Below are 22,625 nucleotides of genomic sequence, written 5' to 3'. Positions count from 1 at the left end.
ACCGAGATACCAAAAAGCCCGCCGGGTTGCTCCGACGGGCTTCGTTATTTGGTGGTGCCGCTTCTTAGAAGACGGATTTTACTGCTTTCACGGTTGCATCAACAACCTTGTCGATTTCAGCTTCGGAAATGCACAGGGGAGGGGCGAAACCCAGGATGTCGCCCTGCGGCATCGCGCGGCCGATGACGCCTTCCTTCAACAGGGCAGCTGCAACCTGTGGGCCGGTTTTGTTTGCCGGATCGAGATAGGTTCTGCTGGCCTTGTCCGATACAAATTCGATCGCGCAAAGCAGGCCCTCGCCGCGGATGTCGCCAACGTTGGCATGATCTCCGAGTGCATTCGCAAGTGCATTCTTGAAGTAGCTACCTGCGGATCCGGCATTCGCCACCAGGCCGAGACTGTCGATAAGCTTGAGGTTCGCAACACCGGCTGCGGCACCGATCGGGTGTGCGGAATAGGTCCACCCATGGCCGATCGGACCAAATTCGTCGGTACCGTCCTCCAGCACCTTCCAGACCTTGTCGGAAACGATGGAGCCGGACAGGGGAGCATATGCCGATGTCAAGCCTTTTGCGATGGTGATGAAATCCGGCTGAATACCGTAGTGGTCTGACCCGAACATCGTGCCGAGACGTCCAAAGCCTGAAACAACTTCATCTGCAATCAGCAGAATGTCGTGTTTCTTGAGCACGGCCTGAATGGCCTCCCAGTACCCGCTTGGGGGCGGTACGATCCCGCCCGTACCAAGGGCCGGCTCGCCAATGAAGGCTGCAATGGTGTCAGCGCCTTCGCGTTCGATCAGGGCTTCCAGATCAGCAACGCAATAGGCAACAAATTCTGCTTCGGACTGGGAAAGGTCTTCCCTGCGGAAATAGTCGGGCGCGACCGTGTGCAGAACCTGTGAAAGCGGCAGGTCGAACTTCTTGTGAAATAACTCGAGACCCGTCAGAGAACCTGTCATCAGGCCCGAGCCGTGATAGCCGCGCCAGCGCGAGATGATTTTCTTCTTCTCCGGGCGGCCGAGAATGTTGTTGTAGTACCAGACAAGCTTGATGTTGGTTTCATTCGCATCCGATCCGCCCAGTCCGAAATAGACCTTGGACATGTGGTCGGGCGCTCGCTCCATCACCATTTGTGCAAGCGTGATGGAGGCTTCGGTGCCGTGGCCGACGTATGCGTGGTAATAGGCCAGTTCACGAGCCTGCTCCGCAATGGCGTCAGCAATTTCGGAACGGCCATAGCCGACGTTGACGCAATAAAGTCCGGCGAATGCGTCCAATAGTTTGGTGCCGTCACGGTCTTCGATATAGACACCGCTGCCACCGGTGACGATCCGGTTAGGGCTCTCTCCGCGCGCATGTTGGGCAAGATGGGTCGAGGGATGGAAGAAGTTCTCTCTGTCCCAGGCATCCAGTTGGTCGTTCTTGAGCATATTCAAGTCCTTCTAGTGTTGGTTGGGCCAGGTCAGCTCCAGTCCCGGCAGACGTATTTGATTTCGGTGAAGGCCTCCAGTCCGTAGCGGGCACCTTCGCGGCCAAGGCCGGATTGTTTCACGCCTCCAAAGGGGATCGGATAGCCGGTCACTTTTGTGCGATTGACGGCAACCATGCCGTATTGAAGCGCGCGGCTTGCACGGTAGATGCGGCGCGGGTCCTGCGTGTGGAGATAGGCGATAAGGCCGTATTCGGTGTCGTTTGCCCGTGCGATGGCGTCCTCCTCCTTATCGAAGGCTGCCAAGGCTGCCACCGGACCAAATGTTTCTTCCCGGAAAATCGATGCATCAGCGGGAGTGTCCGCCAGAACGGTCGGCTGATAAAACAATGGGCCGGCCGCATGACGGTGGCCACCGGTGAGGAGGCGCGCGCCTCGTGCGAGTGCATCTCGAACGTGGTCCTCCTGCTTGGCAACCGCCCGCTCATGCATCAGCGGTCCGATGTCAGGATCTTCAAGCCCAGGTCCGACAGACAAGGCTTCAACACGTTTGGTGAAGGCTTCGCAAAACGCCTGGTAGACCGGTCTTTCTACCAGAATGCGATTTGCCGCGAGGCAATCCTGACCGGATGTTGCGAATTTTGCGGCGATTGCCTGATCGACGGCATGGTCAAGATCAGCATCTGCAAACACGAGGAAGGGGGCGTGACCGCCGAGTTCCAGCACAAGTCGTTTTACAGTCTGAGCACCCTGCGAATAAAGAAGCCGTCCGATACCCGTGGATCCGGTGAACGAAACCGCCCTGACGCGCGGGTCTGACATCCACGGTTTCACGATGTCTTCCGCGTTCCCGGGAAGCACGTTGAAAACACCTGCCGGAAGCCCAGCCTGGTCAGCAAGTTCAGCTAGGGCGAGTGCGGAATACGGCGTTTCCTGTGAAGGGTGCACGACAACGGTACAGCCGGCGGCGAGTGCGGCAGCTGCTTTTCGCGTGATCATCGCGCATGGAAAGTTCCACGGCGTGATCAATGCGGCAACGCCAACAGGTTCCCGCCAGACTTCCATCTCTGCGTCAGGCAAGTGGGAAGTGATGCTCTCGATATTGGGTCGTTTGGCCTCTTCGGCGTAAAACGATACGAAGGAGGCTGCATAATCGATCTCGCCGCGGGATTCCGAAAGTGGTTTTCCTTGCTCACGCGTCATCAGACGAGCGAGATCTTCCCGGTTTTCCAAGATCAAGTCGTGCCAGGCCAACAGAAAGGATGCCCTTTCCTGAGGCAGCAAGGTGGACCAACTCGAAAAGGCGTCATTGGCGGCATCGATAGCTTCGGCGGATTGTGCGCTGGAAAGAGATGTCACTTCCCCGAGAAGACTTCCATCCGCCGGATCGGTTACTCGAAACACGGCACCATCACGTGCCGCTGCCCAACGTCCACCGACATAGGCGAAGTGCTTTACCAGGTGACGGTTGTCAATTAGGTGAAAAAGCGAGCTTTCAAGGGATGTCTCGGCAAGGGTTCGGGACTGCATGGCGTTGCTCTCCAAAGTGGTGAGCAGAGCCTAGAATGGCACCCGGGAACGAAACGCCTTTTCTTGACAAGCTTGGCAGCCGTTTCGTTCTTATTCGGAGTGTTCAGCAGTCGTATCTGTTCCAAGCATCCCGGCCAGCAACATATCGAGTGCTGGAGCAGCGCTCTGTTTCACCGGTTTTGTCACCACGTAAGTGAAGTAGCGAACGACGCCAAGGCCACGGTCCAGCAGGGCATCCATGAACCGCTGATAGCTGTCGATGTCACGCGTGACGGTCTGCATCAGATAATCGAGCCCGCCACCGATCGCCCAGCAGGCAACGACTTCATCGCAATTGCGGATTGCCCGCTCAAAGGCCTGAAAATATTCGGCGCGGTGATGTTCCAGTTCGAGCGTCACGAAAACGGTGACATGAGGCGCGATATTCTTGAGCGAGAAACGCGCGCCATATCCCTCGATGATTCCAGCAGCCTCAAGCCTCTCAAGGCGCTTCCAGCACGGGCTCGGACTAAGATTTATACGCTTTGCGAGATCCGCTTTGGAAATGCGTCCTTCCTCGGAAAGTACCTTCAGGATTTCCAGGTCTCGATTGTCCAGTTTCAGCATCAATGTCTCTTGCCGGTTCAGGAAACGAGCATCGTGCCCGCATTTGCCTTCTTGACCTTGCCAAGAGACAGCGTGGCAATGGCCGTATCCTGAACGCCGGTGCCGGTCAAATCGCAGACGGTGATATCAGCATCACAAGTCCTGCCTTGCGCCTTGCCTGAAACAATCTCACCGAGTTCACGTACACGGCTCACATCCTGCAAGGTGCGGGTCGCAAGGGCGGAACGCAGCTCTCCGAGTTTTTCGCATTGGCTTATCCGATCGCAGACCAGGACATCGGCCTTAGCCAGGATCTCCGGGGCAAGTTCATTCTTGTCCTCCTGATCAGATCCCATTGCAGTGATATGCAAGCCGGGATGCAGACAATCCGCGCCCAGGATAGCCTCCTTCGCAGGGGTCGTGGTGACGACAAGTTGGCTGTCGGCAACCAGTTGCTGCCGATCCTCGGTTGCGACCACGTCTATCCCGAGCGCTGCAGACATATCCTTTGCCAGGGATCTGGCCTTGTCACGGTCTCGTCCCCAGACCAGCGCCCTTTCCGCAGGCCGTACCTTTGCCGCCGCAATCAGCTGCAACCTGGCCTGAACGCCGGTTCCCAAAATGCCGATCGTTGAAACGACTGCAGGCGCAAGGTGGCGTGCCGCAACCGCTCCGGCTGCAGCCGTGCGGATGTCGGTCAGATAACCATTGTCCAGATAGACAGCCTGAACCAGACCGGTTTGCGCTGAAAAAAGCACCATCAACCCGTTGAGACTTGAAAGCCCGAGAGCAGGGTTGTTGAAAAAGCCAGGAGATACCTTGATCGCGAAACCATCGAGACCTGGCACGTAGGCGGTTTTCACATCAACTTCCGCATTCACCTCCGGCAGGGCCATGGACAACACGGGAGGCATAACGACTGTTCCGGTTGCCAGCTTTGCAAATGCTTTTTCAATGCAGTCGATGACTTCAAGATCAAGATGAACAGCCCGGCGCAGATCGGCCTCGTTCACCAACCTGATTTCATGCGCCATAAGGTTTTCCCTCCAACAGATAGTCCCCAAGCATAACGTCCTGACCGGTCATGACTTTTGTGAATTGAACCATGTCGACATTTCGACCCGTAATAATCGTTGCGACCGGACCTTTTGGCGCGGTCAGCTTTCCGGCCAGGATTGCTGCAATGCCAACCACGCAAGCGCCTTCCGCGACATGACTATCCTCGTAGTAAAGAGCCTGCATGGCCCGGTAGATTTCGCCTTCAGTTACCAGAATGATCTCGTCCAGAAGATCCCGGCACATTGCGAAGGAAAGCCGGTTGTCGAGGCCTATGCCGCCTCCAAGCGAATCCGCGAGGCTTGCTACCTCTGGCACTTCCACTGGCCGGCCGGCGTCGATCGATGTTTTCATCGCCGCGCCTCTGTCCATGGTCAGTCCGACAACACGGACCTGTGGGTTAATGGATTTTGCGGCAAGCGCGACACCCGCGGCAAGCCCGCCTCCTGACAGGGGGACCAAAAGGGTGTCGAGGTTTGGAACATCTTCCAGAATCTCAAGTCCGATGGTGCCTTGGCCTGCAATCACGTATGGATCGTCGAACGGTGAGATTTCAAAGACGCCGGTTGCCTGACCCAGCTTACGGCACTCGGCAAGGGCATCGTCCTGGCTGTTGCCGACGATGCGAGTTTCAGACCCAAGGGCTCTGATGCCATCCAGCTTGGTCTGCGGAACCAGGGATGACATGCAGATCACGGCGTTCAAACCAAGTTCCCGTGCCGCATAGGCAACTCCGCGGCCATGATTTCCGGTCGAACAGCATGTGAGCGTCGTGGTGCCTTCGGGCGCATTGCGGGCCGCATTCGTCGCACCGCGCAACTTGAACGCGCCTGTTGGCTGCATCGTCTCCATCTTCAGGAAAAATGGCTGTCCGGTTTGTTCTGTCATGAATCGCGAGGGCAGGAGGGGTGTCCTGACCACTCGCCCGGCGATGGCTCTTCGCGCTTCGAAAATATCCGTAAGCGTCAGTTGCATGGACTGTTTCCGGTATCGCTCGTGGTCATCATGAAGATCCTGCAAGGGGGAACATCCTCATTTGTGTACAAATGACCCATAAAGTGCAAGTGATGATGTTTGAATGTGTTTATTTTCTTGATTTCTGAAATGGCTGAGTTCTTATTTGTGTACAAATAAACGACGAGGCCCAATCATGCCAGGTCACGACCTTCCTTTCAGCAGTGCCGAGTATCAACGCCGTCTCGATCTTGTCCGTACCGACATGTCCAAACGGGGAATAGATGTCCTGTTTCTCGAGGACCCTTCCAATATGGCCTGGACCACTGGCTATGACGGATGGTCTTTCTATGTGCATCAGGGGGTCGTTGTCTTTCTGGACGAAGAACCGATCTGGTGGGGACGCAGGCAAGATGCCAATGGTGCCCGTCGAACTGTCTGGATGGACGACGCACGCGTCGCTTCCTACGCCGATCATTTCATTCAGTCGTCTGAACGCCACCCCATGCAGGACCTTGCCAGGCTGCTGGAATTGAGGGGGTACGCGAACAAGAGGATTGGCGTTGAACTTGAGAACTACTACTTCTCGGCCAAGGCGTTCCTGACGCTGCAGAGTGAGATGCCGAACGCTGAATTCATCGACGCCACAAGCATGGTCAACTGGTTGAGGGCGGTCAAATCCGACGAAGAACTCGTGTTCATGCGCAAGGCAGCCAGGATTTCCGAGAAAATCATGGACGGCGTCTTGGAGCGTGTTGTGCCGGGTATGCGCAAGGCCGACCTTGTTGCAGAGATCTACGCCGACGCCATCCGAGGATTGGATGACGCCTGGGGGGACTACCCGGCTATCGTGCCGCTGCTTCCCAGTGGCGCGGATGCGTCCGCTCCGCACCTGACGTGGGACGGACGTTTCATGCAGGAAGGGGAGGCGACATTTTTCGAACTTTCCGGCTGTTTTCGCCGCTATCATGCCCCGTTGTGCCGCACCGTTTTCCTTGGCAAGCCGGAACAGTACCTGCTTGATGCCGAGAAGGCGTTGGTCGAGGGGCTCGAAGCCGGCCTGGACACCGCAAGGGCCGGCAATACCGCGGGTGACATCGCACGTGCATTGGCGAAACCTCTTGAGGCCGCGGGGATCGAGCGTGGCGCGCGGGCAGGGTACCCGATCGGCATTTCCTATCCACCTGATTGGGGCGAACGCACAATTTCCATTCGCGAAGAAGACAACACCGTTCTGAAGCCCGGCATGACCTTTCACTTCATGCCGGGGCTTTGGATGGATGGGTGGGGACTGGAAATCACCGAGAGCATCCTCATCAAGGAAAACGGGCCTGCAGAATGCCTGTGCAACAGGCCCCGCAGATTGTTCGTGAAGTCCTGAGGTGAATATGCGCTCGGACTTGTTGACCCGGACGATTTCCATACTGGATCGCCTGATCGGTTTTCCGACGGTTTCGGCAGACAGCAATCTTGAATTGATCAGCTTTGCCGCGACCCTGCTTCGTGAAGCTGGTGCTCAAGTGACGGTATCCAAGGATGCGACCGGCAAGAAAGCCAACCTGTTCGCAACAATTGGCCCAAATGTCTCCGGCGGAATTGTCTTGTCAGGGCACACGGACGTCGTCCCGGCAGATCCCGTGGAATGGACCAGCAACCCGTATCAGATGCGTGAAGAACGCGGCTTGCTGTACGGGCGAGGCAGTTGCGACATGAAAGGCTATATCGCTGCGGTCCTCGCGAAATCGCAGGACTATGCGCTACTCGACCTGAAACGTCCGCTGCATGTCGCCTTGACCTATGATGAGGAAGTCGGCTGCTTTGGCGCAAGGCATCTGGTTGAGGAACTGAAGCGCAGTGATATTCGTCCTTCCGTAGCGATTATTGGTGAGCCGACGGAAATGCGGGTCATTGAGGGGCACAAGGGGTGTTACGAATATACGACAGCGTTCCACGGCACCGATGGGCATGCCTCCGAACCGGACAAGGGTGTCAACGCTATCCACGTCGCCGCCGCATTCATCACCAGGATGATGGAGCTGGCAGAAACCATGAAGGACAAGTCAGGTCCGGACAGCGAGCGCTACTCACCGCCATGGACCACACTTCAGGTTGGCCGGATAGACGGCGGCTCTGCACGCAATGTCATTGCTCGGCATTGCGCGGTGGAGTGGGAAATGCGCCCGGTTCGGATGCAGGACGCACTTGAGATAAAGTCTGCCCTCGAAGCCTATTGCCAGGACGTGCTGTTGCCTCAAATGACGTCCGTCTATCCCGATGCTGAGATTGTCACCGAAATTATAGGAGAAGTCGCCGGACTGGCCGTGATGCCGGAAAACGAAGCAAGGGACATCGTTACATCGCTCACTGGCGCAAACCTGTGTGATGTCGTTTCATTTGGCACTGAGGCCGGGTTGTTTCAGGCCCTGGGGCTTTCCGTTGTGGTTTGTGGCCCGGGCTCCATCGCACAGGCGCACAAGCCTGATGAATATCTGGCCGTTGACCAGCTCGAAAAATGTCTCGACATGCTCACGGGACTGGAAAGGACCTTGTTACAGGCCTCATGACCGATCAGGACATAACAGCGACGGCCGACGTTGCAGACCTGTTGAACCAGGCCGCAAGCGCCCAGGAACGGTTTCAGATCATGTATTCCGTTCTGAGAGACCGGATCTGCATGCTTGTCTATCCTCCTGGAATGCAACTGAGTGAAGAGGCATTGGCATCGGAATTCGGTGTCAGTCGCTCGCCATTGCGCAAGGCACTGCAGATACTCGAAGCAGACGGGCTGCTGTTGTCGCAGCAAGGCGTAGGCACACTTGTGACTGAAGTGGATCTGGAAGAACTGGCGCAGGTCTATGAACTCAGGCTTGAGTTGAATGAATTGACCGGCAGGTTGGGCCCGCGGTCTCTCGACTCGGAACTGGAAGCCACATTCAACAGTCTCAAAATTCGGGCGGAGCGATTGAGCTCAACGCCGGATCGTGCGGTTTTTGCCCGACTCAATATCGATTTCTTTCAGGCCTTTTTGCAGCTCACACTGAACATGCCGCTGCGCGAGGTTTCTGAAAAGCTGTTCTACAAGACCTGTCGCATCTGGCTGACTTTGATAGATGAGAAGGACCTGCCAACAGAGGTCGCCATCTTCTGTGGCGAAATCGCGGAAATTTCGAATGCTGTGCGACTTGGAGACTTCCAGGCCGCAGCCTTGATTAGGCGAGCACATCTCTCCATGGGGTTCAACCGACTGAAAACCGCTACACGACAAAGCACCGACCGGATGGCCGGTTAGCCAAGGGCTTCTTGGAACTTCCGGGGTTGGTTGAACGAATAAGACCGCCCCCGGAAGCGATTGTGGTGGGATACAATCAGTTGCTTCCGGGAGCGGCCCGGGCTTTCAAAGAAGATGAACGAACTTCTTTGAACGGTTAATTCTTTCAATGGCCTCAAACAAAAGCGGCGTTTTCACCTCAAATACGCTCGGTGTGCCTAGTTATTCCTAAAAAAATCAGTGTCTCTTTGCCATTTTCGTCAGTTTTCTGACTGTAGAAGTCGTGATCTTGCAATCGGATTCTACGTTTCGCTGAACGTATTTTCCTTTTTCGAGAGAATATTCGAGAAATACACTAAGTTCGTTTGCATGAGCGACAAGCACTCTGTGACCGGAAACCACTGTGTCGGTTACTTCCAGATCCTGACCCCAGGCCCAGCCGCCATAAGAAGTGCCACCGCTGGACCTGAGGACGATTTCGAAAAAATTGCCCCCGTCGCTTTCAGGCATTTTGAAAACGAGATCCAGATTGTCTTCATCGTCTTTCGTCGGCTCTCCCGCACCAAGCCAGACAGAACTGATATTTGCGGAGATCAAATCGCCAAGAGGATAAAATGGAGAACCTTCGTACCAAAGAAATTCCGTAATAACGGATCCTATGTCGTTAGCCCTTTCAAATGGTCGTACATTGTCTCCGTACCCCGCATAGGTCCTCCTGAAGGAGATCTTACCAGACATGAATGGTTTCCTTACTATCTGATAATACGTAGTTTTTTGCTATTGGCCGCGAAGTGTGATCACTCTTCGTCCCTTCGGCAAAGCTACATTCCCAATAGCGCCGTCACACAGGCGTGACTCCGTCACGGCAGTGGTGTTCTTCTGTGGGGGGAACTGTGTTAGAAAAAATTACCAGGGGGCAACGTGATGAATAAAAGTAGTTCAGGCACTAATATTCGACTACTTGGCGTTCCGTCAGTGTATTACTCGCGGAATACCCCGTTTCCTGCCAAGGGATACGCGTTGCTTGCAGTATTGTTGCTTGTTCCTGGCAACGAGCTTGCGCGTCAAAAGGCGGCTGCCCTGCTTTGGGAGGATGTCGCCCAAACCAGGGCCATGGCAAACCTCAGGCAACTGCTTGTGAGGGTTCAAAGCAGGCAGCCCGAAGCCGGACCGCTCATTGAAACGACCCAGACCAGAATCAGTCTTGGGCCCGGGGCGCAAAGTTCCGATCTGTCCGCTTTTCTCCAGTCCTGCAAGGCTACCGACCTTGAAGGCATGATGTCCGGGATAGAGCAGTTCACCGGTGAACTGCTTGATGGCATGGAGTTCGAAGGTGAACAGCTGAACCTTTGGCTGCTGACCGAGCGCGCGAGCCTGAGGGAGAAGCTGTTTAACAGAGCAGCAGCAGCCCTTGAGGAAACAACACGCTTCGGAGCGGATCGTGGCGGCAACATCGGCAAGATCGCTGATCGGCTTCTGGCTTTCGAACCTGACAGCCCCGAATGCTATCGTATCATTTCAAAAGCTTATGGCAGGTGTGGCGATCAGGATGGCGTCGATCGTATCGACCGGTTGATGAATTCGGTTCTCAATCCTGCCTTGCCTCGCGTACCTGGCAATACAAGCGGCAAGTCTTCAGGAACTGTCTGGGTCGCACCGACGGGGGTCAAACCGGTTGAGGAGCGTCCGGCACCTCCCAAACCACCGGTTCCGCGCGTTGCCTTTTCGTCGCCCCGCCACATCGATCAACATCCGGATGCGCAGCTTGCCGAGGCATTCGTCGAGGATGTCGCGAACAGTTTCTCCAGATTCAAGACATTTGTCGTGGTCTCGCCGTTCAGTACGATGCGTGACTTTCGCGGCGGCAATTTAAGCAACTGGGAAAAAATTCGGTCCAACTACTCCGTGCAGAGTTTTCTGCTTCCGGGCAGCCAAAAGATTTCCTTTACCGTTATCGATGACGGCACAGGGGAGATCATCTGGTCTGCGGAGTATTCGATGGAGCCGGAGGACCTTCACTATACCTTCCGGCTTCTTGCAAAAACCGTGGCAGCCAATCTCGCCCAGCAGATCGAGCGACAGATGCTCGACTCCGGTCGGTCGATCAATGCCCAGAGCTATCTGCACGTCTTGCGGGGACAGAACCTCATCAAGACCTGTAATCTGAGCATGATACGCCGGGCCAGAAAGGAATTCCGGCAAGGTCTCACGTACGACAAGGATTTGTCCATCGCCCGCGCTCGCATAGCGCAGACAATGCAACTGGAATGGTTGCTGCTCGGGGGGACGGATCCGCACCTTCTTCACCGCGCCAAGGCGGAAGCGGACGCAGCCATCGAGATCGATTCGACGGCCGGTATCGGCTACTGGATGGCTGCGGTCATCGCGCTTTACCAACGTGATTACACGACCTCGGAAGCCAAGTTTCAGGAAGCCGAGACCTTGAGCCCAAACTCTTCGGATCTGCTCATACAGCACGCAGATGCGCTTGCGCATTTCGGCAAGCCCAAGGACGCCTGGAAGCGTTTCAAGCACGCGATCGATCTCAATCCACTTGCACCGGACATCTACTGGTGGGCGGGTGCGAGCATTGCCTTCAAGCTGGCCGACTACGCAGAGGCGGTCCGGCTGTGCAAGCAGATGGACGACGAGGAACCCGCATTGCGCGTCCTGACGGCAAGCCTCGCTCTCGACGGGCAAATCGAGAGCGCAAGGCAATATGCGCGGCGTCTCATGGACGTCTATCCGGGGATGACCGCACAGGAAATCGTTCGCTTCCAACCAGACAAGAATCCAGAGAACAACAAGATCTTTCTGGAAGGTCTGAAACTCGCCGGCTTCGACTAAGTAAACCCATTTACAGGAGAAAATTATGCCTAATTCGTCATTTTACGTGATCGGAAAACGCGGTCATGGAGTTGTTTTTTTGCGGATGGATCCGCTGCGCGTATCTCGTGTGTCGCACCAGACAATTCTGGCCTACGAAGCGCAAAATGCAGGTGTCGACGGCTATGCACGCATCGCCGCTGCTGCCCGCGTCCTGTTCGCCGAAAGTGACGGCAATCCGGAAACAAGCCTCAGCCAGGTCGAGTCGGAAGGTATCTACCAGGCAATCAAACAGGGCAGCACGATCTCGGATGTCGATTTTGCCTTCCTCACTGATGTCGATGACAGCGATTGGGACCTCAACAGGCTGAGCTGGGCACCAATCCAGGATCCGGTTTCCAAGACCGGCTCCGGTTCTGATTCCGGAAATACCGACACGCTTCAGGATGCCGTGCTTTCAGACGATTGATCCTGAAGGCGGCCTGACTGACAAAATCGCACCGCTACAGGAGGTATTCGCTGTGCAATCCGATCCTTTCTCTCCGCAATTCCTGCGCAGCTACGGCATTACCAGATTGGGTGAGATCACCGGGCTGGACACGATCGGGATACCGGTCTGGTTCGCAACCAGGCCGAATTCCAGGTCTCTTTCCGTTTCCCAGGGAAAAGGTGTGACCGACGATCAGGCGAAGATTTCAGCGATCATGGAAGCCGTGGAATGTGCTGTCGCCGAACAACCTCGACAGCACGTCACGGAGTTCGCGACGATCGAAGACATGGCGCGCCAGCAAAGGAGCGTCATTCCGTTCTTTGATCTAGCAAGGGTCAACCCGCATCAGCTCGACCCGACCCGCCAGCGCGCCTGGGTTCCTGGAACGTCCCTGATTTCCGGCGAGCAACGCTTCGCACCCTACGAATTGGTCGGGATGGACATGCGTAGCGACATGCCTTGGGACCGTCATGCCTTCCGTATGACATCCCAGGGGTTGGCGGCACATTTCTCGATCGACAAGGCCATCGAACACGCCCTGCTTGAACTCGTGGAACATGACGCCTCCAGCGTGGTCGATACTTTCGGTTTGTTCGTAAACAACATCCGGGAGGTCACCGACTACGAGGGCGCGAACGCCGATCTAGACGCCATTCTGGAAAAGGTCTCAAAAGCCGGGCTTGATCTTCACATATACGCCCTTCCAGGACGCGTGAAACTTCCGGTCATTGCCGCTGTCATCTCGCGGCAGGTGAATGGGCCATCCGGTGTCATTTCGCGTGCTCCTGCCGGAATTGCCTGCCGGACGAACGTTGCCGAGGCGATACTCGCAGCCTTGCTTGAAGCGGTGCAGTCACGTCTGACGGACATCGCCGGTGCGCGCGACGACCTTGCGATGGATCGTTTTCAGCAGTCCAAGGATGGCGTAGCCAGGAACCAGCCACCACTCATTCCTCTTGCCAAACTTGAGGCTGAGTTCCGCCCTGCAAGGCAGTCGTCCATGGGGTGGCAGGATGTCCTGAAGCTGATGCGGGCGGCCGGCATTGAAGATGCCTACATGTTTCCGCTCAAATCGCCGGTCCCGGACGTTCACGTGGTGAGGACGATCGTCACAGGCCTTGACGCGCATTCCGGCAGCTTCTCCGAAATGTCCATGAACTCGATACTGCTGACGACGGAAGTGCTGAGCACTGCATGTTGAAACCCGTCGTTTTTGCAGGACCGAGCGTTCACGGCTTGGCCGGCGATCTTTTTGACGGCCTGGACGTATTCCCACCTGCCGCACGCGGAGACATTCTGCGAGCCGTGGGGCAGGGGCGCCGCGTGATCGGATTGATTGATGGTTACTTCAACTCCACCCCTTCTGTCTGGCACAAGGAAATCCTGTTCGCCCTACAGGAGGGGTGCCAGGTGTACGGCGCGGCCAGCATGGGCGCATTACGGGCTGCAGAGTGTTTCCCATTCGGGATGGTTGGTGTTGGGGCAATTTTTACAGACTATCAAACGGGAAGGCGTCAATCGGATGCCGATGTTGCTGTTTCGCACGCTCCGGCAGAACTGGGCTATTGCCCGCTGACACTGGCGCTGGTGGATGCGGAGGCGACGCTTTCTGCAGCTTTGAAAGGCGGGTTCATTGCCGAAAGTGCACATGATGCATTGCTGAAAGCTGCAACCGGTCTGCATTTTTCCACGCGCACCTGGGTGCGCGTGCTCAGCGAAACAGGACTTTCCGAAGCTGAAAGCGCTCACTTTCTGAAGTGCCTGCCTGAGTTCGAGCAGAGCTTGAAACGGCAAGACGCTCAAAAGCTCCTGACCAATCTGAAAGAGAACATCGAGATTGAGACGCATGATGGTCAGGACAGTTGGAAGATACAGAACACCCTTTTTCTCAAGTCACTTGAAAAAGAAGTTCTCGGCAGGTGACAGCTAATGAAAATGGAGATTCTAAAAGCCAGGACCACATGGTCAATCGTGCCGGATTGTGGCGGTCTGATTGAAACGATAGCGATCTCACTACCTCAAAAGGTCTTTGATCCCGGCAATCCTCACGCCGAAAAGATACTCGCCGCGATCGGAAATTTGCTCAAGGCCATGCCTTCGAGCGTTTCAATCCTGGTATTTGCAGATTCATTTAACGAGGTGGCTGCAAGAAGCTGGATCGAAACACAAACCGAGTGTCGCTATGACATTGTCGTGGCAGGCGCTATGCCGCTTGAAAGTGCAGATATTTGGGCACAGGATTCCATCCTGGTACAAATGCGAGGCAACGACCTGCGGATTGCCGCTCCAGCATGCGACTGGCCCAGGGGCATCTTGCCGAGGTTACTGGCCGAACAACTCTCTGTCGCCTGCCACGATCTCCCACTCTTTTTGCCGGGTGGAGACCAGATCGTTGGTGAGGGCTTTCGTCTCATCGGTCACACAAGCCGGCTGAGATCAGCCTCCAACAAGTATGGCGGTGAGAGCACTTTGCTTGCCGCAGATCGGCGTATCGGTGAACTCGATAACAGACCTGTCTGCTATTGGGGATACCGAAGACAAGATCTGTTCGAAAAACCCACCGTCGATACTCATAAAAACAGGGCCGGCAAGAACACTGCAGATTCTAACCGTGAGGGAGACCTGGACTGGCAAACAGCGAATGATCTGCTCGTAGACCTTTCATTTTCTCATTTGCGGCCGGATCTGGTTACGACCATTGAGCGGTGCGAAAGCCATGTCGACAGATATGTTTCTCCAACAGGTTTGCGCCACAACGGCAAGCACTTGTTATTGCTGGCAGACCCGGTGGCCGTGGCCCCAGAAGCCATCAGCAAGGCAAAGCGGGAAAAGAGACTTCTCGATGCGTCGGAACATTGGTTGAGGGACCAGGGTTTCGAAATCATCCGCAATCCAGTTCCCTTTGGGGTCGACGTAAAGAACGCAGTCAGGCCGCGACTCTACAACAACGTTCTTCTGGAAAATGCGGTACGAGAGGGAAATGGCAAACCAATCATGTGGTTGCCATGCTTCGGCGAAGACAGCAGATTCACGGAATTCGATGCGGAGAACGCCAGGATCTGGAAGGGTCTCGGCTTCGATCCCAAACTGGTCTTCGGCTGGGAAAGCCTTGCCCATGCAAATGGCGCATTGCGCTGTGCCACCAAGGTAATCAGACGGCAGGCAACTTGATCAAACGGAACTAGATGTAAACCGACACGGACACGTGTGTCTTCTGCATCAGGCTAGTTTTTTCAGAAGAAGAGTTTGGCTGGGGAACCTGGATTCGAACCAGGACTAACGGAGTCAGAGTCCGTGGGTCTACCGTTAACCTATTCCCCAACAATGCTCATAAGGCGAGCTGCCAATCGTCGGTACAGGGCGAAATGATTGGTCGCTCTCGATTGGTGTGCCGCATATACATCCATCACATTCACGATTGCAAGACCCGTCGACGACTTTTTTGTGAAATTGCATGCCTGTGGAAAGTCTCGCGAAAGACTGTATGCATTCGTTTCAAGGAAAGCTTTTCCGGCGAGGGGCAACCTGTTACAGTTTTGTCAACGAAAGACGCAGTCCCCAGCAGCGCCCCTTGAAAAACGGCGGCAGCACTGGAGATCTGAAAGGCAAAAACGTGACTCAGTCAGGTCAGGAACCGCCCGAGAAAGGGCGTCGTACCCCTGATGTGTCCGGAACCAGCGGGGCTCCCAGGGAGCCCGGGGGAACATCCAGACGACGCCGAAAGCGCAAGTCTGGCAAGCGCCCCAAAGGCAACTCTGCGACACAGGCAAACAGTGTCGTCAACGGAGTGCCTGATACGGACGGGCGAATTCCGTCCAGTGCTGTGACCGGACCCGTCGATCAAGCACTCGCCGCGCAGGAACAGCCTGCGCGAAAGGGTGAGGGTGCGTCCACTTCCCAGAAACGTCGCAAAAAACGGAAGCGCGGGCGGGCAGCCGTTGGTGAGGTCGTGCAAAACGTCCAGGCAGGCGGACTGAACCAAGATGGTGCGGAACGACAACCTGACACCACGACGAGCCTGAAGGGAAAGAAGGCAGCCCGTAGACGCGGCCGACGGCGCAAACAGTCCGCCAACGGAGCAGAATCAGCACCTGTTGCAAGGACAAACGACGACGACATCGTTGTCAGCCCAAAGACACTCGAAAAGAGTACTGATACAGCCTCCCACCGTAATCATGAATTGCGCGTGCGTCGGGATGGTGAAAATCGCCCGTCAGCAAGCCGGAAGGGACAGGTCGACGGTTCTCGTAATCCTGCACCATATGATCGGTCTGCGGGCAGGAACAACTCACCGCTTTATGCCGCGCTTGATCTTGGGACCAACAATTGCCGTCTTTTGATTGCCAGACCTGAAGATCGCGGATTTCGTGTAGTCGACGCCTATTCCCGAATAGTGCGCCTCGGAGAAGGTGTCGGCTCGAACAGAATGTTGAGCGATGCGGCCATGGAGCGGGCAATCGATGCTCTTGCCCAATGCCATCGGAAACTTGCCGACAGAGGGGTTGCTCGCTCAAGGCTTATCGCGACAGAGGCCTGCCGGGCAGCCGAAAATGGTGCTGACTTCATCGAAAGGGTGAAGGCGCAGACAGGTTTGGCGCTCGAGGTCGTTAACCGCGAGACAGAAGCTCGCCTGGCAGTCGCCGGATGCGCTTCGCTTGTGGATCACGACGCCGATGGTGTGATTCTGTTCGATATCGGCGGAGGGTCCTCGGAGATCGTCTGGCTGGACCTGCGCAACCGATGTGGCGCGCGGGGCTATGCATTGACCCGCTTCATCCGGTCCTGGATCTCGTTGCCGGTCGGCGTCGTCAACCTTGCAGAGAGGCACGGCGGTGTTCACGTGACACCGGATATCTTCGAAGCCATGATTGAAGATGCCGCCGAACATCTGGCAGCGTTCAATCTTGCTAATAACCTGACCGAAGCTATCGCGTCGGGCAGGGTCCATATGCTCGGAACATCTGGTACGGTCACCACACTGGCCGGTGTCCATCTGGGCCTGAAACGTTATGACAGGCGCAGGGTCGACGGAACCTGGCTGGAAGATGGGGACGTCTCCAGAATGATTGATCAGCTGCGCGACATGCCTTATGAGGCACGCGTAGATAATCCATGCATTGGTGCGGATAGGGCTGATCTTGTTCTGGCAGGTTGTGCCATCCTGGAAGCTATCCGCCGCCGCTGGAGTTGCTCACGTCTGCGCGTCGCGGACAGAGGACTTCGCGAAGGCATTCTTACAGAATTGATGGCGGCCGATGGTGTCTGGTCGCACCGCAAAAACGGCTCCCGGCATAATCGCGGGCGCCAAGGGAACAGAACATGAGTCAGGGCAAAAAGGGAACAGGCGACCGAGGTCTCCACGTCAAGGTGAAGACGTCCGCTGGTCGGCGCGAATCCTCCACGCGTTGGCTGCAGAGGCAATTGAACGATCCATACGTGCGCCGCGCGAAGATGGATGGTTACAGGTCGCGAGCTGCCTACAAGCTGATAGAGATCGACGACAAGCACAAATTGCTGAAACCCGGTTACCGGGTGGTCGACCTTGGTTGCGCACCAGGTGGCTGGTGTCAGGTTGCGGTGGAAAGGGTACAGTCCTCCGTGGAAGCGCCCAAGGTGGTCGGGATCGACTATCTGGAAATGGACCACGTGCGAGGAACGACATTCCTGCAAAAAGACTTCCTGGACGACGATGCTCCAGCCGCCTTGCTGGAAGCGCTCGGTGGCCACAAGCCCGATGTCGTTCTGTCCGACATGGCGGCGCCGACCACCGGCCACAAGCAGACCGACCATTTGCGCACGACGCATCTATTCGAGATCGCAATCGATTTCGCGAGACGCAACCTCGTTCCGGGTGGCTCGTTCCTGGCGAAGGTTTTTCGGGGCGGGACGGAAAATGCACTGCTTAACGACCTGAAACGCGAATTCAAATCGGTCGCCCATCTGAAACCGCCGGCGAGTCGCAAGGAAAGCCCGGAACTGTATGTGATCGCGAAGGGCTTTCGCGGAAGTGATCTTGATCCGGACTGAACCGTTTTCAAGTCGACCGGGAAGCCGGTTTGCCGAGACAGACAGGGGGAACGCCTCATAGCGGGCGTCACCCCCTTTTCTTTCTGTCACCTGCGTGTTATTGACCCGCGCCAACTTCTCCGGCACAGCCGAAGCGACTCGAAAGATGCAGGCTTTTGATCAAAGCGTGCGTCTCAGCTATTTTTTTACAAAGGGGAATTGGCAATGGCATCCTTCTATGTCCCTACCACTGGACAGCAAGCCCTGACGTTCGACGATGTCTTGCTGATCCCTGGCCACTCGGAAGTCATGCCGGGTGAAGTAGACCTGCGCACCCGGGTCACACGGGAACTTGAACTCAATATTCCGATCATCTCGTCGGCGATGGACACAGTTACCGAAGGCCGTCTGGCAATCGCCATGGCTCAGGCAGGTGGCATTGGCGTCATTCACCGCAACCTTTCTCTCGACCAGCAGGCCGAAGAGGTCCGGATGGTCAAGAAGTTCGAATCCGGGATGGTGGTCAATCCGCTGGTCATCGGGCCGGATGCGACCCTGCAGGACGCTCTTGAGCTGATGAAACGGTATGGCATTTCCGGCGTTCCGGTCGTTCAAAACGGCGGATCAGGTGGTCAGGCCACTGGCAAGCTGGTTGGCATCCTGACAAACAGGGACGTGCGGTTTGCTTCCAATCCCGACCAGAAAATCCATGAACTGATGACGAAGGACGGTCTCGTCACTGTCAACGAGAACGTCAGCCAGGATGATGCCAAGCGGCTCCTCCATCAGAACCGCATCGAAAAGCTTCTGGTCGTGGATGACAACCGGAACTGCATCGGTCTCATCACCGTCAAGGACATGGAAAAGGCGCAGCTCAATCCGAATGCGTCCAAGGACGATCAGGGCCGGTTACGCGTTGCGGCAGCAACCAGCGTCGGGGAAGAAGGATTTGCCCGTGCAGAACGTCTGATCGACGCAGGTGTGGACCTACTTGTGGTCGACACGGCCCATGGCCATTCCCAGAAGGTCCTCGACATGGTCGGCCGGGTAAAAAGCCTTTCCAATTCCGTGCAGGTACTTGCAGGCAACGTTGCAACCAGTGACGCAACCAAGGCTTTGATTGATGCCGGTGCAGATGCGGTAAAAGTCGGCATTGGCCCGGGTTCCATTTGCACCACCCGAATTGTCGCTGGCGTCGGCGTTCCGCAGCTAACGGCCATCATGGATTCAGTGAACGAAGCGGACAAGCAGGGCGTACCTGTGGTCGCCGATGGCGGCATCAAATTTTCTGGCGACCTGGCCAAGGCGATTGCCGCCGGCGCGGCGTCCGTCATGGTCGGCTCTCTTCTGGCAGGCACTGAAGAAAGCCCGGGCGAGGTCTATTTGCACCAGGGACGATCCTACAAATCCTATCGGGGCATGGGGTCCGTCGGCGCCATGGCACGTGGCTCGGCCGATCGTTATTTCCAGGCGGAAGTACGCGACAGTCTCAAGCTTGTACCGGAAGGTATCGAAGGTCAGGTGCCATACAAAGGTGCGCTTGGCAGCGTTCTGCATCAGCTGGCAGGTGGCTTGAGGGCTGCCATGGGTTATGTTGGCGGCCGCAACATTCCTGATTTTCAGGAAAAGGCACGTTTTGTTCGGATCTCTGGTGCAGGCCTGCGAGAAAGCCATGCCCATGATGTGACGATTACACGGGAAAGCCCAAATTACCCGTCCAACGTTTAAACCTCTCGGTATCGGGGCGCTTTGCTACAGGCGCCCCGCAAAGGAACAGCATGAAAGATGGCGGACGCCTGGCGGCGGCAATTGAAGTCCTGACTGAAGTGGAAACGCGGCACAGGCCTGTGCAGCTTGCCCTGAAAGACTGGGGTTCCGCGCACCGGTTTGCAGGTTCCGGTGACCGGACGGTCATCGGCAATCTCGTGTTTGACGCACTTCGGAACAAGGCTTCGCTTGGTGCAAGAATGAAAGACGGTTCGGCAAGAGCCGTTGTTCTTGCGACCTATTGCCTGGGTTGGGGCAAAGGCCTGCAGGCGTTAAGCGACGTTCTTGAGCAGGATCATCATGCTCCGGCTGCATTGTCAGCTGATGAAATCGCTTGCCTCTCGCAGGAGCCTGACAGCACGCCATTGCCTTTTGAACAGGCAGATATTCCGGAATGGCTTTGGCCGCATTTTGAGACCGTCTTCGGCGAAAGTGCCATTGAAGAAGGCCAGGCGCTGGCAACACGCGCTCCGGTCGACATGAGAACCAACACACTCAAATCTGACCGGGACAAGGTTCTCAAGCGGCTGGCTCATACCGGGGCAAAGGCAACACCGCTGTCACCGGTTGGTGCGCGCATCGAGGCCAAGCCTGATCTTGGCCGAATGCCGCATGTTCAGGCTGAGGAAGGCTACCGAAAGGGTTGGTTTGAATTGCAGGACGAGGCCAGCCAACTGGCGGCTCATCTAGCACAAGCCAAACCTGGCGAACAGGTGCTGGACTTTTGCGCTGGCGGTGGTGGCAAGACACTGGCTCTGGCTGCCTCCATGCAGAACAAGGGGCAGCTATACGCCTATGACGCCGACCGTCTCAGGCTTGCTCCGATCCACGAAAGACTGCAGCGGGCCGGTGTTCGAAACATTCAGGTGAGGGATCCGGCAACTTCAAGCCTCGACGATCTTGTCGATCAGATGGACCTGGTTTTCATCGACGCCCCTTGCACGGGGACCGGCGTGTGGCGTCGCCGACCGGACTCCAAGTGGAAGCTGGCGGAAAAGGCCTTGCAGGATCGCATCGAAGACCAGCGCCGTGTACTGGAAAGCGCGAGCAGATACGTCAAGCCGGGGGGACGTCTTGCCTACGCGACCTGTTCCGTCCTGCGTGAGGAAAACCAGGCCCAGGCGGACTGGTTCCTGGAGCAAAATCCATCGTTCCAGTCTGTTTCAGCGCTGGATATCTGGAAAACAACTCTGCCGGATGCACGGCACCCGAAATACGTTTCCGACCGTGGTGACATTCTGCTGACGCCCGGGTCGACCCAAACGGACGGTTTCTTCATTGCCCTGTTCCGGCGGGTGCAGTGAGTTCAAACAGTTTTTGCCGTCAGGATCTGTCCTGACGGCGCAGCCCGAGAACGTTCGGCAATTGATCGCCGTCTGTTGCGAGTATCTTCTTCGAAGTCACGGGCTCCAGGCTTTCCTGGTGTTGAATTTCCTGTTTGGTTTCTGTTTCTTGAGCGATTTTTACAGCAACGTCGGGATTATCTGACGAGGGTTCTTCCGTTGCTGAAGTCGCAGGGGAGCTCACTGGGCCTGCTTCCGGTGATTTCCTTTCGGCGACAACCAGGCCTTCTACGAGTTCTCGAATGGCCGGCTCCAGACCGTCGCCTCGAGACATGGCCGTCAGGACCGATCTGGCCTGGTTGGAATATTTGAGTGCGGCGAGGGCGGCTCCAAGTGCATTCAGAGGTTCTTTTGCTGATTTGTCGAGATCGTGCGCGGCCAGGGCGTGTTTCAGAGCTGCACCATGATCTCCAAACTTACGCGCAATACTGCTGAGCCGAACGAGGGTCTGTATTGATCTCGGAGATAGCTTCAACGCGGCAAGCGCGGCTTCACGAGCATCTTCCAGGGCGCCTTTCCCGGCAAGTGCATCGGACAACAGGTCCAGGGGAAGCGGATCTGCCGGCGCTCGCTCACTTGCCCTGATCGTCAGTTCGATCACTTCGTCAAAGCGCTTACGCAGCAGCAATGTCTGCGAAAGACCAATTAGTGCAGGACCGTAATCCGGATCGGCCTTCAGCGCTTTCCGATAAGCAGCGATCGCTGCTGCCTTTTGATCAACACGCGCCTGTGTGTCTGCGAAAAGAGACAAGACAGCTGGCGTATCCGGCAATAGCTCGACCAGGCGTCGGGCCGGAACGGAAGCTTCTTCGGGTTTGTCTTCTTTCAGCAAAACACTCGCAAGACCATAGAGCGCGTTTCGATTGTCTGGTGCTTGGGCGAGCACATCAGCAAAATTTTGCCGGGCGTTTGCCATGTCACTGAGCAGCAACTGACAGTTCCCGAGGCTCGCGCGAGCATTCAGGTGGTCTGGTTCGGCAAACACGATGCGGCGCAACTGCGATTGCGCCTCGTCCAGATAACCGGTCTGGAGCAACGCGGATGCCGTTCTGTAGGCAATTTCCGTGTCGTCCGGCGACAGTTCCTGGGCTTTCAGATAAGACACCAGCGCCCTGTCAAGATTGCCCGCATTTTCAAGGGCTACGGCTTCTTCAAACGCTTTACGGGCAGCTGCGGTCATCTGGGTCGGTTTTCCTAAAAGCACCTGCCAGCAGCTTGTCTCACCGGAGACGAAGCACGGGGGCTTATGGTTAACCTAAGGAGCAGGCGCGCGCCGGTCAAAAGCGAAATTCAGCCGTACACAGCTTGTCCGCCGGAAACATTTGCCCGCCAAAGTTACGACACAAGAAAGCCGCGGAACAGGAGTTGG

Annotated in this window: 19 protein-coding genes and 1 tRNA gene; 12 read left to right on the top strand and 8 right to left on the bottom strand. The window is 56.3% G+C overall.

Translation table 11 applies throughout. The features are described 5' to 3' along the window. Nucleotides 1-64: 64 nt before the first annotated feature. From HEP89_RS22170 to eutB, 5 genes are all read right to left on the bottom strand, one after another. Nucleotides 65-1,432, bottom strand: coding sequence for an aspartate aminotransferase family protein (locus HEP89_RS22170; RefSeq protein WP_168693056.1), 1,368 nt, complete (start codon nt 1,430-1,432; stop codon nt 65-67). A gap of 32 nt (nt 1,433-1,464) precedes the next feature. Next, a complete protein-coding gene (locus HEP89_RS22165; protein ID WP_168693055.1) occupies nt 1,465-2,961 on the bottom strand; it encodes an NAD-dependent succinate-semialdehyde dehydrogenase in 1,497 nt (498 codons plus the stop codon). 90 nt (nt 2,962-3,051) lie between these two features. Beyond that, nucleotides 3,052-3,567, bottom strand: a complete 516-nt coding sequence (locus HEP89_RS22160; RefSeq protein ID WP_197923274.1) for an Lrp/AsnC family transcriptional regulator — start codon at nt 3,565-3,567, stop codon at nt 3,052-3,054. Between the two features lie 17 nt (nt 3,568-3,584). Next, complete coding sequence (locus HEP89_RS22155; RefSeq protein WP_168693054.1) at nt 3,585-4,580, bottom strand: cyclodeaminase; 996 nt, start codon at nt 4,578-4,580, stop codon at nt 3,585-3,587. Further along, nucleotides 4,570-5,577: a hydroxyectoine utilization dehydratase EutB gene (gene eutB / locus HEP89_RS22150; RefSeq protein WP_055654207.1), complete on the bottom strand. Its 1,008-nt coding sequence runs from the start codon at nt 5,575-5,577 to the stop codon at nt 4,570-4,572. Before eutB ends, HEP89_RS22155 begins: the two co-directional genes overlap by 11 nt. A gap of 175 nt (nt 5,578-5,752) precedes the next feature. Between eutB and doeA the strand changes: the two genes are divergently transcribed. From doeA to HEP89_RS22135, 3 genes are read left to right on the top strand one after another with little or no spacing between them, the layout of a single operon-like run. Further along, nucleotides 5,753-6,937, top strand: a complete 1,185-nt coding sequence (gene doeA / locus HEP89_RS22145; RefSeq protein ID WP_168693053.1) for an ectoine hydrolase DoeA — start codon at nt 5,753-5,755, stop codon at nt 6,935-6,937. A gap of 7 nt (nt 6,938-6,944) precedes the next feature. Beyond that, nucleotides 6,945-8,120 (top strand): acetylornithine deacetylase, encoded by a 1,176-nt coding sequence (argE, locus tag HEP89_RS22140; RefSeq protein WP_197923273.1) that lies wholly within the window; start codon nt 6,945-6,947, stop codon nt 8,118-8,120. After that, nucleotides 8,117-8,845: a GntR family transcriptional regulator gene (locus HEP89_RS22135; protein WP_062488784.1), complete on the top strand. Its 729-nt coding sequence runs from the start codon at nt 8,117-8,119 to the stop codon at nt 8,843-8,845. Before argE ends, HEP89_RS22135 begins: the two co-directional genes overlap by 4 nt. 216 nt (nt 8,846-9,061) lie before the next feature. Here HEP89_RS22135 and HEP89_RS22130 read toward each other — a convergent pair whose 3' ends face one another. Then, entirely contained in the window at nt 9,062-9,562 is a 501-nt protein-coding gene (locus tag HEP89_RS22130; protein WP_062488783.1) for a hypothetical protein, read from the bottom strand. 282 nt (nt 9,563-9,844) lie between these two features. Here HEP89_RS22130 and HEP89_RS22125 point away from each other — a divergent pair, with 282 nt between their 5' ends. From HEP89_RS22125 to HEP89_RS22105, 5 genes are read left to right on the top strand one after another with little or no spacing between them, the layout of a single operon-like run. Further along, on the top strand, nt 9,845-11,671 hold the full coding sequence (locus tag HEP89_RS22125) for an SARP family transcriptional regulator (protein WP_168693052.1): 1,827 nt from the start codon (nt 9,845-9,847) through the stop codon (nt 11,669-11,671). Nucleotides 11,672-11,696: 25 nt separating this feature from the next. Next, a complete protein-coding gene (locus tag HEP89_RS22120; protein WP_168693051.1) occupies nt 11,697-12,119 on the top strand; it encodes a hypothetical protein in 423 nt (140 codons plus the stop codon). A 52-nt stretch (nt 12,120-12,171) separates the two neighbouring features. After that, nucleotides 12,172-13,341, top strand: a complete 1,170-nt coding sequence (locus HEP89_RS22115) for a YcaO-like family protein (protein ID WP_168693050.1) — start codon at nt 12,172-12,174, stop codon at nt 13,339-13,341. After that, nucleotides 13,338-14,063 carry a TfuA-like protein gene (locus HEP89_RS22110; RefSeq protein WP_168693497.1) on the top strand — a complete coding sequence of 242 codons (726 nt, stop codon included), beginning with the start codon at nt 13,338-13,340 and terminating at the stop codon, nt 14,061-14,063. The genes HEP89_RS22115 and HEP89_RS22110 overlap by 4 nt, the downstream gene beginning before the upstream one ends. Before the next feature lie 6 nt (nt 14,064-14,069). Next, nucleotides 14,070-15,311 (top strand): hypothetical protein, encoded by a 1,242-nt coding sequence (locus HEP89_RS22105; RefSeq protein WP_168693049.1) that lies wholly within the window; start codon nt 14,070-14,072, stop codon nt 15,309-15,311. Between the two features lie 76 nt (nt 15,312-15,387). On the opposite strand, the gene HEP89_RS22100 is transcribed toward HEP89_RS22105, so the two are convergent. Then, nucleotides 15,388-15,461 (bottom strand) — tRNA-Gln (locus tag HEP89_RS22100). Nucleotides 15,462-15,804: 343 nt separating this feature from the next. On the opposite strand from HEP89_RS22100, the gene HEP89_RS29755 reads away from it, so the two are divergent. From HEP89_RS29755 to HEP89_RS22080, 4 genes are all read left to right on the top strand, one after another. Next, entirely contained in the window at nt 15,805-17,463 is a 1,659-nt protein-coding gene (locus HEP89_RS29755; RefSeq protein ID WP_286201076.1) for a Ppx/GppA phosphatase family protein, read from the top strand. Next, entirely contained in the window at nt 17,460-18,167 is a 708-nt protein-coding gene (locus tag HEP89_RS22090) for an RlmE family RNA methyltransferase (protein ID WP_022998673.1), read from the top strand. The genes HEP89_RS29755 and HEP89_RS22090 overlap by 4 nt, the downstream gene beginning before the upstream one ends. Nucleotides 18,168-18,371: 204 nt before the next feature. Further along, entirely contained in the window at nt 18,372-19,874 is a 1,503-nt protein-coding gene (guaB, locus tag HEP89_RS22085) for an IMP dehydrogenase (RefSeq protein ID WP_168693048.1), read from the top strand. Nucleotides 19,875-19,924: 50 nt separating this feature from the next. Next, on the top strand, nt 19,925-21,217 hold the full coding sequence (locus HEP89_RS22080) for an RsmB/NOP family class I SAM-dependent RNA methyltransferase (RefSeq protein ID WP_168693047.1): 1,293 nt from the start codon (nt 19,925-19,927) through the stop codon (nt 21,215-21,217). 19 nt (nt 21,218-21,236) lie between these two features. On the opposite strand, the gene HEP89_RS22075 is transcribed toward HEP89_RS22080, so the two are convergent. Next, on the bottom strand, nt 21,237-22,436 hold the full coding sequence (locus tag HEP89_RS22075; RefSeq protein ID WP_286201069.1) for a tetratricopeptide repeat protein: 1,200 nt from the start codon (nt 22,434-22,436) through the stop codon (nt 21,237-21,239). Between the last annotated feature and the right edge of the window lie 189 nt (nt 22,437-22,625).

The sequence above is a fragment of the Labrenzia sp. 5N genome (assembly GCF_012395805.1).
GTDB classification, from domain to species: Bacteria; Pseudomonadota; Alphaproteobacteria; order Rhizobiales; family Stappiaceae; genus Roseibium; species Roseibium algicola.
This window is presented reverse-complemented; position numbering and strand designations above follow the sequence as displayed.